At 41.0% G+C, this 17,456-nt stretch carries 16 protein-coding genes; 1 reads left to right on the top strand and 15 read right to left on the bottom strand.

Annotated elements, in window-relative coordinates:
• The 9 genes from EQG49_RS11355 to EQG49_RS11315 form a co-directional block, all read right to left on the bottom strand.
• Nucleotides 1–2,244: a DNA internalization-related competence protein ComEC/Rec2 gene (locus tag EQG49_RS11355; RefSeq protein ID WP_133364081.1), complete on the bottom strand. Its 2,244-nt coding sequence runs from the start codon at nucleotides 2,242–2,244 to the stop codon at nucleotides 1–3.
• Between the two features lie 2 nt (nucleotides 2,245–2,246).
• The gene (locus EQG49_RS11350) at nucleotides 2,247–2,717 is read right to left on the bottom strand and encodes a ComE operon protein 2 (RefSeq protein WP_133364080.1); all 471 of its coding nucleotides are present in this window, start codon (nucleotides 2,715–2,717) and stop codon (nucleotides 2,247–2,249) included.
• Between the two features lie 194 nt (nucleotides 2,718–2,911).
• On the bottom strand, nucleotides 2,912–3,592 hold the full coding sequence (locus EQG49_RS11345) for a helix-hairpin-helix domain-containing protein (RefSeq protein ID WP_133364079.1): 681 nt from the start codon (nucleotides 3,590–3,592) through the stop codon (nucleotides 2,912–2,914).
• A gap of 203 nt (nucleotides 3,593–3,795) precedes the next feature.
• Nucleotides 3,796–5,190, bottom strand: a complete 1,395-nt coding sequence (locus EQG49_RS11340) for a glycoside hydrolase family 1 protein (RefSeq protein WP_133364078.1) — start codon at nucleotides 5,188–5,190, stop codon at nucleotides 3,796–3,798.
• Between the two features lie 156 nt (nucleotides 5,191–5,346).
• Nucleotides 5,347–6,045 carry a M23 family metallopeptidase gene (locus EQG49_RS11335; RefSeq protein WP_133364077.1) on the bottom strand — a complete coding sequence of 233 codons (699 nt, stop codon included), beginning with the start codon at nucleotides 6,043–6,045 and terminating at the stop codon, nucleotides 5,347–5,349.
• A gap of 195 nt (nucleotides 6,046–6,240) precedes the next feature.
• Nucleotides 6,241–7,641, bottom strand: a complete 1,401-nt coding sequence (locus tag EQG49_RS11330; RefSeq protein ID WP_133364076.1) for an MFS transporter — start codon at nucleotides 7,639–7,641, stop codon at nucleotides 6,241–6,243.
• Nucleotides 7,642–7,762: 121 nt separating this feature from the next.
• The gene (locus EQG49_RS11325; protein ID WP_133364075.1) at nucleotides 7,763–7,948 is read right to left on the bottom strand and encodes a hypothetical protein; all 186 of its coding nucleotides are present in this window, start codon (nucleotides 7,946–7,948) and stop codon (nucleotides 7,763–7,765) included.
• Between the two features lie 131 nt (nucleotides 7,949–8,079).
• A complete protein-coding gene (trxA, locus tag EQG49_RS11320; protein ID WP_133364074.1) occupies nucleotides 8,080–8,397 on the bottom strand; it encodes a thioredoxin in 318 nt (105 codons plus the stop codon).
• Nucleotides 8,398–8,487: 90 nt separating this feature from the next.
• Nucleotides 8,488–9,222 carry an amino acid ABC transporter ATP-binding protein gene (locus EQG49_RS11315; RefSeq protein ID WP_133364073.1) on the bottom strand — a complete coding sequence of 245 codons (735 nt, stop codon included), beginning with the start codon at nucleotides 9,220–9,222 and terminating at the stop codon, nucleotides 8,488–8,490.
• Between the two features lie 212 nt (nucleotides 9,223–9,434).
• On the opposite strand from EQG49_RS11315, the gene EQG49_RS13770 reads away from it, so the two are divergent.
• Nucleotides 9,435–9,578: an SPJ_0845 family protein gene (locus EQG49_RS13770; RefSeq protein ID WP_165964885.1), complete on the top strand. Its 144-nt coding sequence runs from the start codon at nucleotides 9,435–9,437 to the stop codon at nucleotides 9,576–9,578.
• 49 nt (nucleotides 9,579–9,627) lie between these two features.
• Here the strand turns inward: EQG49_RS13770 and EQG49_RS11310 are convergent, their stop codons facing one another.
• The 6 genes from EQG49_RS11310 to EQG49_RS11285 form a co-directional block, all read right to left on the bottom strand.
• Nucleotides 9,628–9,921 carry a nucleoside triphosphate pyrophosphohydrolase family protein gene (locus EQG49_RS11310; protein WP_133364072.1) on the bottom strand — a complete coding sequence of 98 codons (294 nt, stop codon included), beginning with the start codon at nucleotides 9,919–9,921 and terminating at the stop codon, nucleotides 9,628–9,630.
• Nucleotides 9,922–9,923: 2 nt separating this feature from the next.
• Nucleotides 9,924–10,559 carry a ribosome biogenesis GTP-binding protein YihA/YsxC gene (gene yihA / locus EQG49_RS11305; protein ID WP_133364071.1) on the bottom strand — a complete coding sequence of 212 codons (636 nt, stop codon included), beginning with the start codon at nucleotides 10,557–10,559 and terminating at the stop codon, nucleotides 9,924–9,926.
• 829 nt (nucleotides 10,560–11,388) lie between these two features.
• Nucleotides 11,389–12,630, bottom strand: a complete 1,242-nt coding sequence (gene clpX, locus EQG49_RS11300; protein WP_133364070.1) for an ATP-dependent Clp protease ATP-binding subunit ClpX — start codon at nucleotides 12,628–12,630, stop codon at nucleotides 11,389–11,391.
• A 750-nt stretch (nucleotides 12,631–13,380) separates the two neighbouring features.
• Complete coding sequence (tig, locus tag EQG49_RS11295) at nucleotides 13,381–14,679, bottom strand: trigger factor (protein ID WP_133364069.1); 1,299 nt, start codon at nucleotides 14,677–14,679, stop codon at nucleotides 13,381–13,383.
• A gap of 394 nt (nucleotides 14,680–15,073) precedes the next feature.
• The gene (tuf, locus tag EQG49_RS11290; protein ID WP_133364068.1) at nucleotides 15,074–16,261 is read right to left on the bottom strand and encodes an elongation factor Tu; all 1,188 of its coding nucleotides are present in this window, start codon (nucleotides 16,259–16,261) and stop codon (nucleotides 15,074–15,076) included.
• Nucleotides 16,262–16,500: 239 nt separating this feature from the next.
• Complete coding sequence (locus EQG49_RS11285; RefSeq protein ID WP_165964884.1) at nucleotides 16,501–17,409, bottom strand: tetratricopeptide repeat protein; 909 nt, start codon at nucleotides 17,407–17,409, stop codon at nucleotides 16,501–16,503.
• Nucleotides 17,410–17,456: the final 47 nt, after the last annotated feature.

The raw sequence follows: 17,456 nt of genomic DNA, 5'->3' as shown, positions 1-17,456 counted from the left end.
TTACTCACTTATCATTGTTCGCCACTCTGTATATTTCCGTGACCATCTGTAGCTAATCATACCATTTTTTGCGGTACTAACATATTGCACGTGTTCTGCTTCTAACGTTGTTATCGTATCTTGATGTGGATGACCGTACATATTATTTCGACCGGCGGAAATAATTGCTAACTGTAGTTTGATTTGCTTCACAAATTCCGGTGCCGTACTTGTTTTACTACCATGATGTCCAAGCTTAAGCACATCCACCCGTAACATTGGGTACTGGCGCATTATCATTTTTTCACCCGCTTGGTCTAAATCCCCCATGAATAGGAAACGTTGGTTACCAAAGACCGCAGTAGTGACCAACGAATCTTCATTTTTGCCTTTTCCCACTTTCATCGGCATCAATGCTTGTAACTGCGTGTTTGCCAATTGCTGGGGTGCCATGATTGCTACTATTTTAAAATGATACCGCCGTTGTAGCTGTACAAGTGTCGGCAGTTTTTCCATCCCCGCCCCTACATAAATTTTGTCGGTGCGGACTTGTTGTAATAATGTGGCCAAATCGCCCATATGATCGGCATCCGCATGCGTCAAAATAATTTGATCTAGCCGCGCAATCCCTTGTTTGAATAGATACGGAATTGTGACTTTTTCGACGATCCGTTGTCCCACCTGTTGCCGTTGTTGCCACGCAGCTTTTTCCTGAGCAAATTCCACCCTACCACCAGTATCAATCAGCGTTTTTTCTTGATTTTGCGGTGTCCGAATAAAAATACTGTCACCTTGACCAACATCAATAAACGTCACTTCGCCAGTATTTGGTACTCGAATAATCATAAAGCCCAGCACATAGCAGACGCCCAATAACCACCAACTTCGCCAACTAGTAACACGACTAAGCAAGTGTAAAGTCAGTCCCAAGCAAATCAGCGCCAATATCAACGGTAGCTGACCATAAACGATTTTCCCGGGTAAATTGCCCAGAAACGCAATTAGCCAATTTAACCCCTTAAGCATCGTATCGACACCATAACTGATTACTGGAAAATATTTAAAGACCACAACGCCTAAAATCGTCAGTGGCAGTACTACCAAACTGAACAGCGGCAATAAACAAAAATTAGCCAACAACGCTAACCAATGCCACTGATACGTATGAAAAAGTAATAACGGTACGCTCACCAAGTTCATTAACAATACGTGCACTGCATAGCATAAATGGCGCCCATAGATTAGGGACAAGGCAAGTACATATGAAAGCTGCCCACCTAAGTTTAGTAAGACTGCCGGCTCGACACACATACCGAGTATCAGCGCCCAACTCCACGCGTCAAGCTTACCAATTCGTTTGCGGCTCACAATAATGATTTGTGCAAGCATCCCCATAATAACTGCACGCACTAACGACTGTACACTACCAGAAAAAATGAAATACATTGGTAAAGCAATACAAATCAAGATAGCAACAATTTCTTGCCACCACCCAAAACGGCGTAAAATAAAACCAACAAAAATAATAAAATACGTCACTTGAAACCCCGAAATACTAAATAAATGGAGGAGGCCAAGCTCTTTGATACCTTGATTTTCTTGATAAAAATCCGCCCGAACATATCCTAAAATTAAGGTTTCACCATAAAATCGTAAATACTTAGGCAATTTCTCAAACGTTAAAATTACTTGTTTGCGCCAGCAATGTAAATAATCGTTCAGTCCATTTGGCGGGACTGTCTTGATTGTTGTTATTTTGGCTTTTGCAAGCGTATTAGTTATTCCTTGCCCACGAAAATACTCACGGGCATCAAATTCACCAATATTAGTCGCCGAATTAACTCGCCCTAACTTACCCGTGACCGTTATCAACATTGGCTGAGTCACGTTACTTAGCATTTCTTGTTCCGCTTGTTTTTGCAATTTAAGGTAGACGATTATCGGTTGTGAGTGTTGTAGCGTGCTACCCGTCACTCGCGCATAATCACCATCAACTTGAATTTCATCGGGCTGAACATGTAACTCCAGTGTGGCTTTATCCATATCCGGTAAACATTGTTGCGTTAACCGCTGATCGAATGCATAAAACCATAGTCCCATGATGCCACCGACAATGAGACTAACAATCAACACGTTACGTTCACGTAATAAAACAATCCGGATGATTACGACTAATAAGACAATAGCCGCCCATCGTTGCTGTGCGAGGATCAGAGCACTTAAACAGGCTGCCACTAAAGCTGGAAAAATCCAGCGATGTTGCATAATTATTTGTAAAGGTCGAGATTCACAGCGTCCTGTGCTGAATCAGAGAAATGAACTTGGTTGAGTTCAACCCCTTTAAGGTCAATCAAATGCTGTGCAAATTCATCATTATTATAGTTTCGCAGATAGTTAATTTTCTTAATTCCCGCTTGTAGCAACATTTTAGTGCAATTTACACATGGAAAATCCGTCACGTAGACCTCCGCCCCATCAGCGGCAATTCCGTACTTAGCACATTGAAGTAGTGCGTTTTGTTCCGCATGGATCGCCCGAATACAGTGACCGTCAACCATTAAATCACCAACATCAAAACAGTGCGCATCCCCTTCAACAGCACCGTTGTAACCTGACGCAATCAAGCGCCGGTCACGAACTAAAACCGCCCCAACTGATAAGCGATTACATGTTGAACGTGATGATAAAGCTACTGCTTGTAACATGAAGTATTCATCCCAAGGAATTCGTTTTACCATTGTATTGCCCTCATTTATTAATATTTCCTAATATTATACCAAACAAATCATTCCAAGTATTAGCCAGCATCAAGATTTATGTCTCACCCACAACAAATTCATCGCATTCTACATTTGCACTGAGCAATATCGAATTTTATTATATTCGCTGTTCTTACTGTTACAAACTAGGGTGAATTAACAATGCATAAATGCTAAACACTTAATTTATCTTTTAATTTTTCAAACGTCTTTTCACCAAAACCGGTCACTTCAGTTAGTTCCTCAATTGTGCCAAACTGCCCATGTTCTTCACGATATTGAATAATAGCATCTGCCTTGCTTGGTCCGACACCCGTCAATGTCTGGAGATCCTCTTTCGACGCATTATTCAAATTAACATTGGCTTCAGTTGTGGCTTCCCCAGCTCCCGCTACACCACTCGTTGCCGTTCCACCAGCATTATTAAATTGCGCTGGTGTCTGCTCTCCTTGTTTTGGCACATAAATAATTTGTTGATCTTGAACTTCTTGCGCTAAGTTAACTTGGTTTAAATCAGCCTTTTTTGTTACCCCACCCGCCAAAGCCAAAATACTATCGAGCCGCGCACCGGCAGCTACTTCCAAGACACCTGGTTTATTAACCGCACCTTTTACGTCTACAAATAAGCGCTTAGCCGTCGATGACGTGACCGCACTATTTGCTACCCGGCTTGAAACTTTGGGCTCTGGTGGTTGCCCAATCTGGCTAACCGCTTTAATATTTGCGTCGGGCTTTGGGGCTGTTGCTATGACACCACTTCCCAATAATACTGCCGTACCGCCACCAACAATCACCACTGCAATAATCACCCATCGCTGATACTGTTCCCACAATTCTGTCACTCGTTCTAACATCTAGCTAATTCCCCCTTTCGAAATTAAACAGTCTGTAACCCGTACGCTTAAATAATTTACGGTCTATATATAAACTACGTAAAATTAAGCCAGTTTTTTTAATTTTTTTAAAATTTTTACAAGTTCCAGTTTATTGCGTAAAAAACTCGATTCCACTCCTACGAGTAGAATCGAGCCTAGTCAATATTATGTTCCGCACTAATTTAGTTATCGTGTAATTGCACACCATCTGAATCAATCACACCACGGTACCAGGCAAAGCTATCCTTCTTGTACCGTTCATAATTACCAGAGCCATCATCGTGGCGATTAACGTAAATGAACCCATAGCGCTTCTTTAATCCTTCGTGCGTTGAAATCAAATCAATCGCGCTCCAAGGATTATACCCAAACACTTCTGCGCCATCTGCCATTGCTAAACGCATCTGTTCAATGTGATCACCTAAATACTTAATCCGTGGTTGATCATGAATCTTGCCGTCAGCGGTCAATTCATCATAATCTGCCATACCATTTTCAGTAATAATCAATGGCAAACCATAGCGGCTATAAATTTCATTAATGGTTGTCCGAAAACCGATTGGATCAATTTCCCAGCCAAATTTAGTATGGTCAAGATTTGCATTATCAATTTGCTTGAAGAAACCTGGGAAGCCAATCCCAGTTTGTTGATCGCCACTCGCTAATTCGCCTTGACTATCCATCGCCACAACGGTTCCACTATTATAGTAATTAAAAGCAATAAAATCAGCCGTCCCATTCCGCAAAATCTCGCCATCGCCATCTTCAAATGGTATCTCAACACCTAATTGCTTGATAATCGCCAAAAATTGCGCGTTATACCGACCGTAAACTGCTGGGTCAAGGAAAGCCCAGTTACGCAATGCATTCGCTTGTTGCGCCGCTAAAACGTCCTCTGGCTTATCAGAGCCTGGATACATTAGGGCAATATTCGGTGCCGGGCCAATCTTACCAGGATAATGGCCTTCATGATAATCGCGCATAACTTCAGCTTGCGCTAACAGCATATGGTGATTTTCAGTAAAGGCTGTCTGATAACCACCTTCACCGCCCCAAATCATGCTACCAAATAGTACCATCATATTTTGTTCGTTGATAGTTAACCAGTATTTCACGCGGTCACCAAAACGTTCAAATAAGATATGACAATATTCACGGAATGCTGTAATCGTTTCCCGATTTTGCCAGCCACCTTTTTCGTTCAATGCCGCGGGTAAATCAAAGTGGAACACCGTGATTACTGGTTCAATATCATTAGCCAATAGTTCATTAATTAGGTCATCATAAAACTTTATCCCAGCTTCATTAATTTCTCCTGTGCCTTCGGGTAAAATTCGTGACCAAGCAATCGATAAACGATAGGCTTTGAGGCCCAATTCTTTAAACAACTGAACGTCTTCTTTCATGTGATGGTAATGATCAACGGCGTCCCGAAAATCAATTGTTCCTGCTGGTACGTCCCGAATGTCTTGGACAGACGGTCCCTTTCCATCAACGTTCCACGCACCTTCAACTTGGTACGCACTTGTACTTGCTCCCCATAAAAAATCCTGTGGAAATGCGGTTGTTTCGGTCATTAATTTTCCTCCTTGTATTCAGTACAACTTCATAGAAAATAGTACCCAATCTGTTCCCTGTTCTCGTTTTGCAAACGCTTTCATTTATAATGATACCAAAAAAACACTAGTTAATGTAAGCCAATTTACATTTTTCTAGTGTTTTTCACAAAATACTTAATTTAATTGACCCGTAGTAATTGTTGCGGCACTCCGACGACCTTCACCATACACGCGCTTAACGTCGAGGTACTTATGTAACATTACCCATCCTTTGCGACCATTACCAGCCATCGAAACACCACTACGGCCATAACCTGGCCAAGCTTGATTAGTTATCCCAATATGCACGTGTGTCCCAGATGTCATTCCTGATACACCCATCGTCCCCAGCTTTTGTCCTTGCGCGACATATTGACCACGACGAACGGTTTGCGAACCATTTCTAAATTCTGAGTAAACAGCATACTTGCCGTCATCTTGTTTAACGATAATCACGTTTCCCGCCATTTGAAAATTGTGCGCACGATCATGGGCTCCAGCAGCAATCACTATACCCCCACGCATCGCGTAAAAACTCTTACTCTTACCAGGCACAAAATCATAGCCGTAGTGAAAGTTAGTAGCTGCATAGGCCAAGTGCCGTGAACCTTCACCTGACGAGATGTGCATACTACCTTTAACTGGCCAAATGTAGCCCGTTTTAGTACTATATGTAAATCCTTGTGCCGTTAATTTTTTGATTTGTGCTTGCGAAGCAGTTGCTGGTACGAGGTCATTGTTAGCATTAGCTGCTGTTGCACTGCCAGAGGCTACTGCACTAACTAAAATGGCTACTGTTATAATTGTTTTTAAAATCAGCTTAGTAATTTTCATCGATTAACCAGCTCCTATATATTTCTTTTTTACTTGCGTTTTTATCAATATAAAGAAGTATACTAACTTTTTGTTAGTGAAGTGAATATTCATCGATTCGTAGTTTGACCGTATTATGTTTGCAATCTAATTAGCTGAATATTGCAAAAAGAACGGTTTCTATTACAAAAAGTAATAATAACCGTTCTTCATAATTTATTTTTTTGTTGGCTGTAAAAACTTAAAGGTTAAACCAAATAAGCCAAAATTGATAAGCGCTAAGGCTAAAATAAAAATAAATGCATGTTGTGTCCCACGAGCAGTTTGTGTTGCGACACTTGCCGTTGCTTGGTGATCAACCTTCAAGAACAGTGATGCAATGGTTGTTCCAATCGCACCCGCAAATTGTTGAGCCGTATTATAAATCGCATTTCCATCCGGGCGATCTTTGGCATCAATTTGAGAAAGTCCAGTTGCCATTGAATTACCAAATGCCATACTTCGGCCGACCGTTAAGAATACATAAATCAACGTAATTGCCCAGATAACCATATTTTGCGCAATAATACTGTAGATTAATACCACGACTGCAAAGATTGAATTACCAAGCAGCAATGGTATTTTAGGCCCATGTTCGTCGTACAAACGACCAAACACAGGATTCATGAGTGCCCCCACTAAACTCCCTGGCATTAAAGCAAACCCAGCTAACAAAGTGGTTGACCCCAACACTAACTGAATATATGTCGGTATCATGAAATTCACTGCCAAGTTCGTAAATTGATAAATAAAGTATGCAAGTAAACTAAAACGCAATGCTTTACTACTAATAATATCAATGTTTAAAAACATCTTTTTGGAATGCTTTGAACGATAGATAAACAATCCCATCGCAACCACCGCTACTGCAAAGTTAGCGACCATTGCCAATGATACATCGCCATGTTCAACCGTATTCAAACCATACAGAAATGTTGAAAAACTAATAGCTAACAAGATAAATCGCAAGAAATCAAAATCACGATGTGTGCCAGTTGGTTTGACTGCTGGGATATTTTTTACTCCCAAGATAAATGAGATAAGTGCAACCGGTAAGACAAGCCAGAAAATCGCCCGCCAAGGTAAATAGTACGCAACCAAGCCACCAAACATGGGGCCAAAAGCTGGTGCTAACGATAAAATCATTGTCCCAAAGCCCATATACTGCCCGACTTTACTGAATGGTACATATTCTAAAATAATATTAAACAGCAACGGTGTGACAATCCCTGTCCCCGCTCCTTGGATAATTCGGCCAATCAAGAGTAACGCAAATGAATTAGACGCAATTGCGAGAACATCTCCGACAACGAAGAAGATCAACGCGGCGTAAAAAATCATCCGCGGACTCAAGACGTTCTTCAAATACGCAGAAACTGTCATCGTTAACGCCACTGTCAAAAGATATGCCGTTGTGATCCACTGTACCGTTCCAATTGTAATGTTGAAGTTCTGCATTAATTCCGGAAAAGTCACATTCATTGAGGTTTCTGTCAAAATTCCGGTAAAGCCAAAGAGTCCCGTTGCAATAATTGCTAAGATTGTTTGGCGACTAATTGTTTCGGTTTTTTCTACCACGATTTCTACTCCATTATTCTGATGTAATAGTTACTATAATACCACTTCACTTACCTTTAATAACACGAAAAAAAGAATGAACTAGCAAACATTTGCTAATTCATTCGTCATTTATTCAAAATTAATCATTTTCACGCACATAACGCATCGTCCGATTTGATTCTCCAACGTTGCTATTTTCAACGTGCGATACTTCAGTTTCGATATCTTCATCCGGCAGCCCACAATCAACACACCATTCTGTAAACCATTGCTGTGCTTCAAAAGGATTGTCACCAGTATATTCAAACGTTACAGTTCTTCGCATTTCTCTTACCAACTTTCCTTGAGGTTTCATAGTTACTATCTTGCCTGAAAAGTATGAACATTTTGCGAATTTGAAACAAAAAAACGGTTATCATTACGTAAATTCGTAGTGATAACCGTCCAAAATATTAATTAATCAATGTATTGATCAAGCAATGTTGTTAATTGTTCTTTAGAGTGGTAACCCACAATAGTATCAACAACTTCACCATCTTTTTTCACCAACAAGGTAGGAATTGACATGATGCCAAATTCTTGTGGTGTTGCAGGGTTTGCGTCAACGTCCATCTTGTTGAACGTTACTTTGCCACTCATTTCTGCGTCCAAAGCTTCAACAACAGGACTTTGCATGCGACAAGGTCCACACCAAACCGCCCAAAAATCAGTTAAAGTTACGCCTGTAGCAGTATCAGCTACAAAAGTTGAATCAGTAGTTTCTAAAACAGCCATTATCTAAAATCCTCCACATCGCTTTTGATTTAATATGGAGTAATTGTAACATCTTTATTAACGATATGCTATACGTTTGCTTACAAAAAATTAGAGAATTTTAGCTAAGAAGTCTTTTGCCCGATCGGTCTTGGGATTTGTAAAGAATTCTTCGGGTGACGTATTTTCTTGAATGTAACCATCCGCCATGAACCAAACTGTTGAAGCAACTTCACGTGCAAAGCCCATTTCGTGTGTTACCACAATCATTGTCATGCCTTCATCGGCCAAGTCTTGCATAACTTTTAAAACTTCACCAACCATTTCAGGGTCAAGTGCTGAAGTAGGTTCATCAAATAGCATCACTTCTGGATTCATCGCCAAGGCACGGGCAATTGCGACCCGTTGTTGTTGACCACCAGACAAGCTTGCTGGGAAAACATCAGCTTTATCTGACAAGCCAACTTTTGCTAATAATTCTTGCGCAATTTCAGTGGCTTGGCTATCATTAGTCCCTTTAACTTTCATTGGTGCTAACTTGATATTTTCAAGCACGGTCATGTTAGGGAATAAATTAAAACTTTGGAACACCATGCCCATCCGTTCACGCAGATTGTCCAATTCTTTATCAGAAAGGTGCATTAAATCTTTATCATCAAAGACAATTGCCCCTGCTGTAGGTTTTTCTAACATATTCAATGAACGTAGAAAAGTTGATTTCCCCGCCCCAGAAGGTCCAAGCACGGCAATCACTTCACCCTTGTTAACTGTTTCAGTAATATCTTTGAGGACTTCATTTTCCCCATAGGTCTTTTTTAAATTTTTAATTTCTAAGACTGTACTCATTTGCATAATCCTCTTTTTCTAATATTCATTGAAACTAAGTTTACCGATTCGGATGAAACTATGCAACTGAAAAACACATTTTTGCATATATATACACATTGTCGCTGAATATACACAAGAATATTCAGCGTTACCCCCGCAAAAGTTCCGAATACCAATTTGGGCAATTATCTGCTATACTTGCTGTGAAGAAAAGAAAGGAAACGGTATAGATGGCTCTCACACTTAAACGCGAAACTAATTTTGACAAAATGCTCGGTGACATGATTTCATTGCCACTTGACGACGAAGACAACAAAGCAAAAGATCGTGCGCTTGGTCGCACCAAAGAAAACACTAGTGACAAAAAAGATTAATCGTAACAAAAAAAGCGTCGGATTCCGGCGCTTTTTTCTTTGCTGTAAATTACTTGTGTTCGCCGTCAGGATAACGTTGATTCAATGACGCTAAGTTTTCCTTGGCAGCATCTTCAAAATCAATATCAGCCCATTCAGCAATTTGTGATAAATACCAAAGTGCATCACCAATTTCATGGGTTAAGACTTGCTTGTCCAACTTAGCACCTTCAAAACTGTAACGTTTCATCATGTAAGTGATTTGACCCGTTTCAGATGCGAGACCTAAACCAAGATTCGTTAAAACGGTTTCGGTACCAAAGAGTGTTCGATTCGCATCTTTTTGATATTCATTAAATTCCATCTTTATTCCCCTTCGTCGTCAGCTTCGATTGCTTCAAAAACGGCTTCTGGTTCTGCCATCCGTGCTTCAATCCAATCCCACGCTTCCGCTTTACCGTCTTTGGTCACGGCTGAGAACATCAAAAAGTCACTATTGGCATCATTAAATTCCAACGCCTTTTTGATGATTGATTCAGCTTTATTCCACTTACCGCGCGCAATTTTATCGGCTTTAGTCGCAACTACTAAGATTGGAATATCATAGTAAGACAACCAATTGTACATATTAATATCATCTTCTGATGGTGCATGGCGCGCATCAACTAGTGAAACCACCCCACGCAATTGGGTACGATCAGTCAAATACGTTTCAATCATTTGACCCCATTTTTCACGTTCAGTTCGTGAAACTTTGGCATAGCCATAACCGGGCACATCGACAAAATAAACTTGATCTTCAACATTATAGAAATTCAAAGTTTGCGTCTTACCTGGTTGTGAAGACGTCCGTGCAAATGACTTACGATTAATTAATGTGTTGGTAAATGATGACTTACCAACATTTGACCGGCCAACGAAGGCAAGTTCGGGGTAGCCAGTAGTTGGGTATTGCTTTGGTGCCACGGCACTAATTGTTAATGAAACATTGTGTACGTCCATTGTGAGGCTCCTATCTGTGACGATATTCGCCACACGTTGATTTTTTATAGTGATTTATAGGTTTTTATGACTTAACTAGTATACCAAAGAATCACTCCTTTAATTGTTACAAGAAAAACAAATTCAAATTATTTTGGGCTGTGTGGTATCCACTGCGTGCCACAGGACCAGAATAAATAGAATCATAATACTTTGGCTAAAATTTTTCTAGCGTGGAATTTGGATATGCGCCTCAGATTGATTCCCACTACGAGGCTGGAACCAGTCTGGACACCGTGAGGGAAGACAAACATTTGAAGCCACAGTGCGGTCTTCAAATGTTTGCGAAGCTTGGTTCGCTAACGTGGTAACCATCTTCACAAATCCATAATTCCGCGCTTATCTAGCGGAGTGACTGAAAATCGCTTTGTGGCCGACTGGCTTTACACCGAAATGGGACGAACTTGACACCACGTGTCGGGTTTGTCGCTGAGGGTAGATGAGCAGTCTTTTGGCTTTAGCCATTAGACTGCCAGCTATCCCGAATTGCCCAAGACAGACATTCAGCCTGGAAGGCTAATCTAATCGGGTTTTGATTAGATTCAGTTGTTTGTTGCAAACAAACTGCTGGAATGTTTTGCGTTGCCGTACCTCAGGCATAAGCAAGCGGCTTGGGCATGTGCTTCCATCTCGGTGCACAATGTGATTTTCAGGCACACCGTGGCATCATACATCTCGTCACATTTTATAAATTCCACGTTAGACGAAACAGAGCCAATACTTTTTTAGAATATCAAAACCATTATAAAAATGGTAGTTAATCAACTGACCAACTACCATTTACGATCTATTATTTTAAAATTAATTCAGGTTCTGCATGGTCATTAACGGTTGTTTCACCGATAATGACTTTTTCAACATCGTCTCGACTTGGTAAGTCAAACATAATGTCGCGCATCACTTCTTCGATAATTGAACGCAAACCACGGGCACCCGTGTTACGTTCGATCGCAAGTTTAGCCATTGCTTTCAATGCAGCTGGCGTAAATTCAAGATCAACATCATCTAACTTAATTAATTCAGTATATTGCTTGACCAACGCATTCTTTGGTTCCGTCAAAATATGAACCAAATCGTCTTCATCTAATTTTTCAAGCGCTGTCAAAATTGGCAACCGCCCGATAAATTCTGGAATCAAACCAAACGCCATTAAGTCTTCAGGAATCACTTGTTGCATGATTGATTTTTCATCAAGTTCACGTAACTTAGCGCCCTTATCTGAATCAGTACCAAAGCCAATGACCTTGTCCCCAAGACGTTCCTTAACAATCGTTTCAATCCCATCAAATGCCCCACCAACGAGGAATAAGATGTTCGTCGTATCAACTTGAATGAATTCTTGTTGTGGGTGCTTACGACCACCCTGAGGCGGAACGTTAGCAAGTGTACCTTCAAGCATCTTCAATAATGCTTGTTGTACCCCTTCACCAGAAACATCACGCGTAATTGAAACATTTTCTGACTTTTTCGCAATTTTATCGATTTCATCAATATAGATAATGCCACGTTGGGCGCGTTCTACATCGTAATCAGCATTTTGCAATAACTTCAGAAGGATATTTTCAACGTCTTCACCAACATACCCAGCTTCAGTCAAAGTTGTGGCATCCGCAATAGCAAATGGCACATCCAAGATACGGGCAAGGCTTTGCGCCAAATAAGTCTTACCAGAACCAGTTGGTCCGATAATTGAGATATTAGACTTTTGCAATTCAACTTCACTATCACCAACTAAAGTTTCGTTAATTCGTTTGTAGTGGTTGTAAACTGCAACTGCTAACGTCCGCTTTGCATCTTCTTGACCAATTACGTATTGGTTTAAAATATCAACAATTTCACGTGGTGTTGGTAATTCAATAACTTCTTCAATATTGTCACGACGAGTTTCTTCATCAATGATTGACTTTGCAAGTTCAACACATTCATTACAGATAAACACGCCAGGACCAGCGATAATCTTTTGTACCTCATCTTGTGATTTACCACAAAATGAACAAACTACGGGACCCATTGGGTCAGTAGCATCAAACATGGGCAATAGCCTCCTGTCAAAAATTCATATCTCAATTGTACCATAAGACCGCTACCATTCAAGGCTTTCAAAACTCAAGTTTATATGGCTTTTTAATTTCCCACACACCTAATAAAATAAAAAGGCTAAAATTTTTCTAGCGTGGAATTTGGATATGTGTCTCAGATTGATTCCCACTACGTGTCTGGAACCAGTCTCTTCGTTAGTTTGAGCAGGCAGTCTGACTAGTAATATGCCCTAATCCTTGTCGTTGCAAGTTTAGCGGTAATCAATAATTCCACGCTTATCTAGCGGAGTGACTGAAAATTACTTTGTGGCCGGCAGGCTTTACACCGAAATGGGACGAACGTGACACCACGTGTCGGGTTCGTCGCTGAGGGTAGAGCCGACCGGGCCTTATTTGTCCAGCGTAGCTACAAATGTGAGCAGTTTTTTGGCTTTAGCCATTAGACTGCCAGCTATCCCGAGTTGCCCAAGACAGACATCCAGCCTGCAAGGCTAATCTAATCGCGTTAGGATTAGATTCAGTATTTTGTGAAACAAAATGCTGGGATGTTTTGCGTTGCCGGTTCGCAGGCATAAGCAAGCGGCTTGGGCATGTGCTTCCATTTCGGTGCACAATGTGATTTTCAGGCACGCAGTGGCATCATACATCTCATCACATTTTATAAATTCCACGTCAGACGGAATAGCGCCAATAAAAAAGATTGAATCGCGAACGATTCAATCTTTTTAGCTAATGATTAATTATTAGGCTTCAACAGCTGATTCAACAATCAAGTCAACTACTTGCTTGATTGCGATATCGTGCTTCAACATTTCTGGAGTTAAAGCTTGGCGAACCGCTGCTTCGTCCATACCGTATTGGTCAGCCAATGACTTAACTTCAGCATCAAGGTCAGCATCTGATGGTTCAACCTTTTCTGCAGCCACGATTGCTTCAAGAACAAGGTTAGTCTTAACGCGCTTTTCAGCACCGTCTTCGAATTGCTTGTGCAAGTCATCGTGAGTAGTACCAGTCAATTGGAAGTACATGTCTGGGTTGATACCTTGTTGTTGCATGTTGCCAAGGTATTGGTCGATTTGACGGTGAACGTCTTCGTCGATCATTGATGCAGGAACTTCTTCACCAACAACTGAGGCGTTATCAACAGCTTGTGAGATTGCAGCTTCTTCAATTGCATCCTTAGCAGCTTGTTGCTTGTCTTCCTTAAGTTGGTCCTTAGTCTTAGCCTTCAATTCTTCAAGAGAATCAACGTCTTCATCAACGTCCTTGGCGAATTCATCGTCAAGTGCAGGCAATTCCTTAGTCTTAACTTCGTGGATAGTAGTTTCAAACAAGGCTTCCTTACCAGCTAAATCAGCTGCTTGGTAGTCTTCTGGGAAAGTAACCTTAACTTCAACATCTTCACCAGCTTTGTGGCCAACAAGTTGGTCTTCAAAGCCAGGGATGAATTGACCTGAACCAAGTTCAAGTGAGAAGTTTTCGCCCTTACCACCTTCAAAGTGGTCGCCGTTAACTGAACCATCAAAGTCGATAACAACAGTATCGCCTTCAGCGGCTGCTTCATCTTCCTTCAATACAAGTTCAGCTTGTTGTGCTTGAAGCTTTTCGATTTCAGCATCAACTTCTTTAGCAGTTACACGAGTGCTTTGCTTAGGAACAGTCAAGCCCTTGTATTCGCCCAATTCGATTTCAGGTGCGATTTCAACTTCAGCGTGAAGCTTCCATGCTTCACCCTTGTTCATTGAATCTGCATCGATAGCTGGTTGACCAACTGGAGTGATACCTGCTTCAAGAACAGCTGATTCGTACACATCACCCAAAACGATGTTCATAGCGTCTTGGTACAATGCTTCTTCACCGTATTGCTTGATGAAGAGTTGCTTAGGCATCTTACCTTTACGGAAACCAGGCATGTTAACTTGGTTCTTCACCTTGTTGTAAGCCTTATCGATACCATCAGTGTAAATTTCAACTGGGATTTCAAATGACAAAGTACCTTTGTTACCTTCGCCCTTAGTCCATTGTGCGTTTGTTGCAACCATGTGTTAATTCCTCCAATTAGAGAGCTGATCAAGCAGCTCAACTTATTTCAATGTTTAATACATACGAATAATAGTTTAACCTACAAAACTAGGCTTGTAAACTGAAAACACTATAAATTCCTGTATTTAATCGCTTTTTCTGGTGATACTAATACTGACTCAAGCAGATTAACCACTTCACGCTACACAACCAGACCTACGTGCTGTGTAGGAAGCTCATTACCACGGCAAAGCGCCCTTCTTGGTAAACTCACAACACACAGTTGGAACTCTACTGGCGAGCCCCCAAAGAGCCCTCCTGCTTGTAGCTTCAGCGTGCAAAAAAAAGAGTTCGCACGAATGCGAACTCTTTTTTGTTCAGTGAATTTGTTTAAAATTCTCTGACTAACAAATATTAGTCGTCGATTTCTGAAACAACACCGGCACCAACAGTACGGCCACCTTCACGAACAGTGAACTTAAGACCCTTTTCAAGCGCAACAGGGCTGATCAATTCAACAGTGAAAGTAACGTTATCACCAGGCATAACCATTTCTACACCTTCTGGCAATTCGATAACACCAGTAACGTCAGTAGTGTGGAAGTAGAATTGTGGACGGTAGTTTGAGAAGAATGGAGTGTGACGTCCACCTTCTTCCTTAGAAAGGATATAAACTTCACCCTTGAACTTCTTGTGGGTTTGGATTGAACCTGGCTTAGCCAAAACTTGACCACGTTCGATGTCTTCACGAGCAACACCACGGAGAAGGGCACCGATGTTATCACCAGCTTCACCTTCGTCCATAGTCTTACGGAACATTTCAACACCAGTAACAGTAGTTGAAGTAGGTTCGTCCTTAAGACCAACGATTTCAACAGCGTCACCAACCTTGACGATACCACGATCGATACGACCTGAGGCAACAGTACCACGACCAGTGATAGTGAACACGTCTTCGACAGGCATCAAGAATGGCTTGTCAGTGTCACGTACTGGAGTAGGAATGTATGAGTCAACAGTGTCCATAAGTTCTTCGATAACCTTAACTTGTTCAGGGTCACCTTCAAGAGCCTTAAGAGCTGAACCACGGAGAACAGGAATATCGTCACCAGGGAAGTCGTATTCGCTAAGCAATTCACGAACTTCCATTTCAACAAGGTCAACAAGTTCTTCGTCATCAACAAGATCAATCTTGTTCAAGAATACGATCAAGTAATCAACACCAACTTGGCGAGCCAAGAGGATGTGTTCACGAGTTTGTGGCATAGGACCATCAGTTGCGGCAACAACAAGGATGGCACCATCCATTTGTGCGGCACCAGTGATCATGTTCTTAACGTAATCCGCGTGACCAGGGGCGTCGATGTGGGCGTAGTGACGTGCTTCAGTTTCGTATTCGATGTGGGCAGTGTTAATAGTAATCCCACGTTCGCGTTCTTCTGGAGCAGCATCAATAGCTGCGAAGTCTTGTTGTTCTGCAAGACCCTTGTCAGCCAATACCTTTGAGATAGCAGCAGTCAAAGTAGTCTTACCGTGGTCAACGTGTCCGATAGTACCGATGTTAACGTGTGGTTTTGTGCGTTCATAGTGTGCTTTAGCCAAAATGAAAATCCTCCTAATATTTGCAAAACGATTGGACGTAGATACGTCTCAATCCTATGCGTTCAATTATACTACAATCCTCGAAGAACACAAACATCTAAATTAGAAATAATTGAAATATTCGTGCTCTACTGGAAAGCCTTAATTATTATATAAATACCAATGAAATTTGTAAACAACAAACCCTTAAAAAAGACTAAAAAGTTGCGATTATCGTAATAATTAGCCTTAATTACTGATTATAACCCAACTTCGGCCAAAATTTCATCTAATTTTTCAATCCATTTAATATCATTTTCAGCTAATTCTGGTAAATCTGTATCTTGATATCGAGCAATTTGATATTTTGTCCAGCCAATTGGGTCGGAAATAATTTCATCAAGCAATGGAAATGCCGTCGCTAATTTCAATTTTAAGTCTTCAGCTAAAATTTGTAACGCCATCGGATCATCTTGACCGACAGTTTCATTTAACACATTCCAAACAGTTTTGGCAGTTTCTGATGCTAAAGCTGGAATTGTCCGGCTTGGGTTAAAACTATGTTCTTCCCCATCGAACCATAAAAAACTAATTTCATCGTTAATTTGCAACCGTGCAAGAGATTCTAAAATTGATGCGCGCACCATTGGCAAGACATATTCATCGCGAAGTAAGAATTTTGCGCCCTTTAAATATTCATCTAGTGGCAATTTCAAGGCTGCACGATAGCGATTAAACTGCTCACCAAATTCAAAGTCACCTAAATGAATAAATTGGCGTAACACAACCTTGAACGTTTCGGTACTATCGACCCGCGCTTTTTCTTCACCGCTGACCACCAATGCCAATCCCGTTTCTCGTACCGTTAAATCAGTTACTGACATCAATAGTTGGCGCGCTTCAATGAAGTTATGATTTTGCACAAAAACAGCTAAAAGAATATCCAAATATTCAGGATCGTCCAAATATGCATCCAGATACTCAGCTAAATACTGCTGTGCCAACTGATACTGCTTGTTCGCAAATAACGCCCGCACAAGCTTGTAATTTAGTTCTAGACTCTGTTCGTCAGCATATAATTCGTCAAAAATTTCAATTGCTTCACGCCAATGTTCCTGCGCTAATGCATTATTACCAGCAGTTAGTGCTTCATTACGGTTATCTTCCATTAATTTGTACTCCTTAAAAAGACAATAGAGACCAGTAGGTAAAACTT

It is taken from the genome of Periweissella cryptocerci (assembly GCF_004358325.1).
Classification (GTDB): Bacteria; Bacillota; Bacilli; order Lactobacillales; family Lactobacillaceae; genus Periweissella; species Periweissella cryptocerci.
Note: the sequence above shows the minus strand (reverse complement) of the source record. Positions and strands in the feature narration are given on the sequence as shown.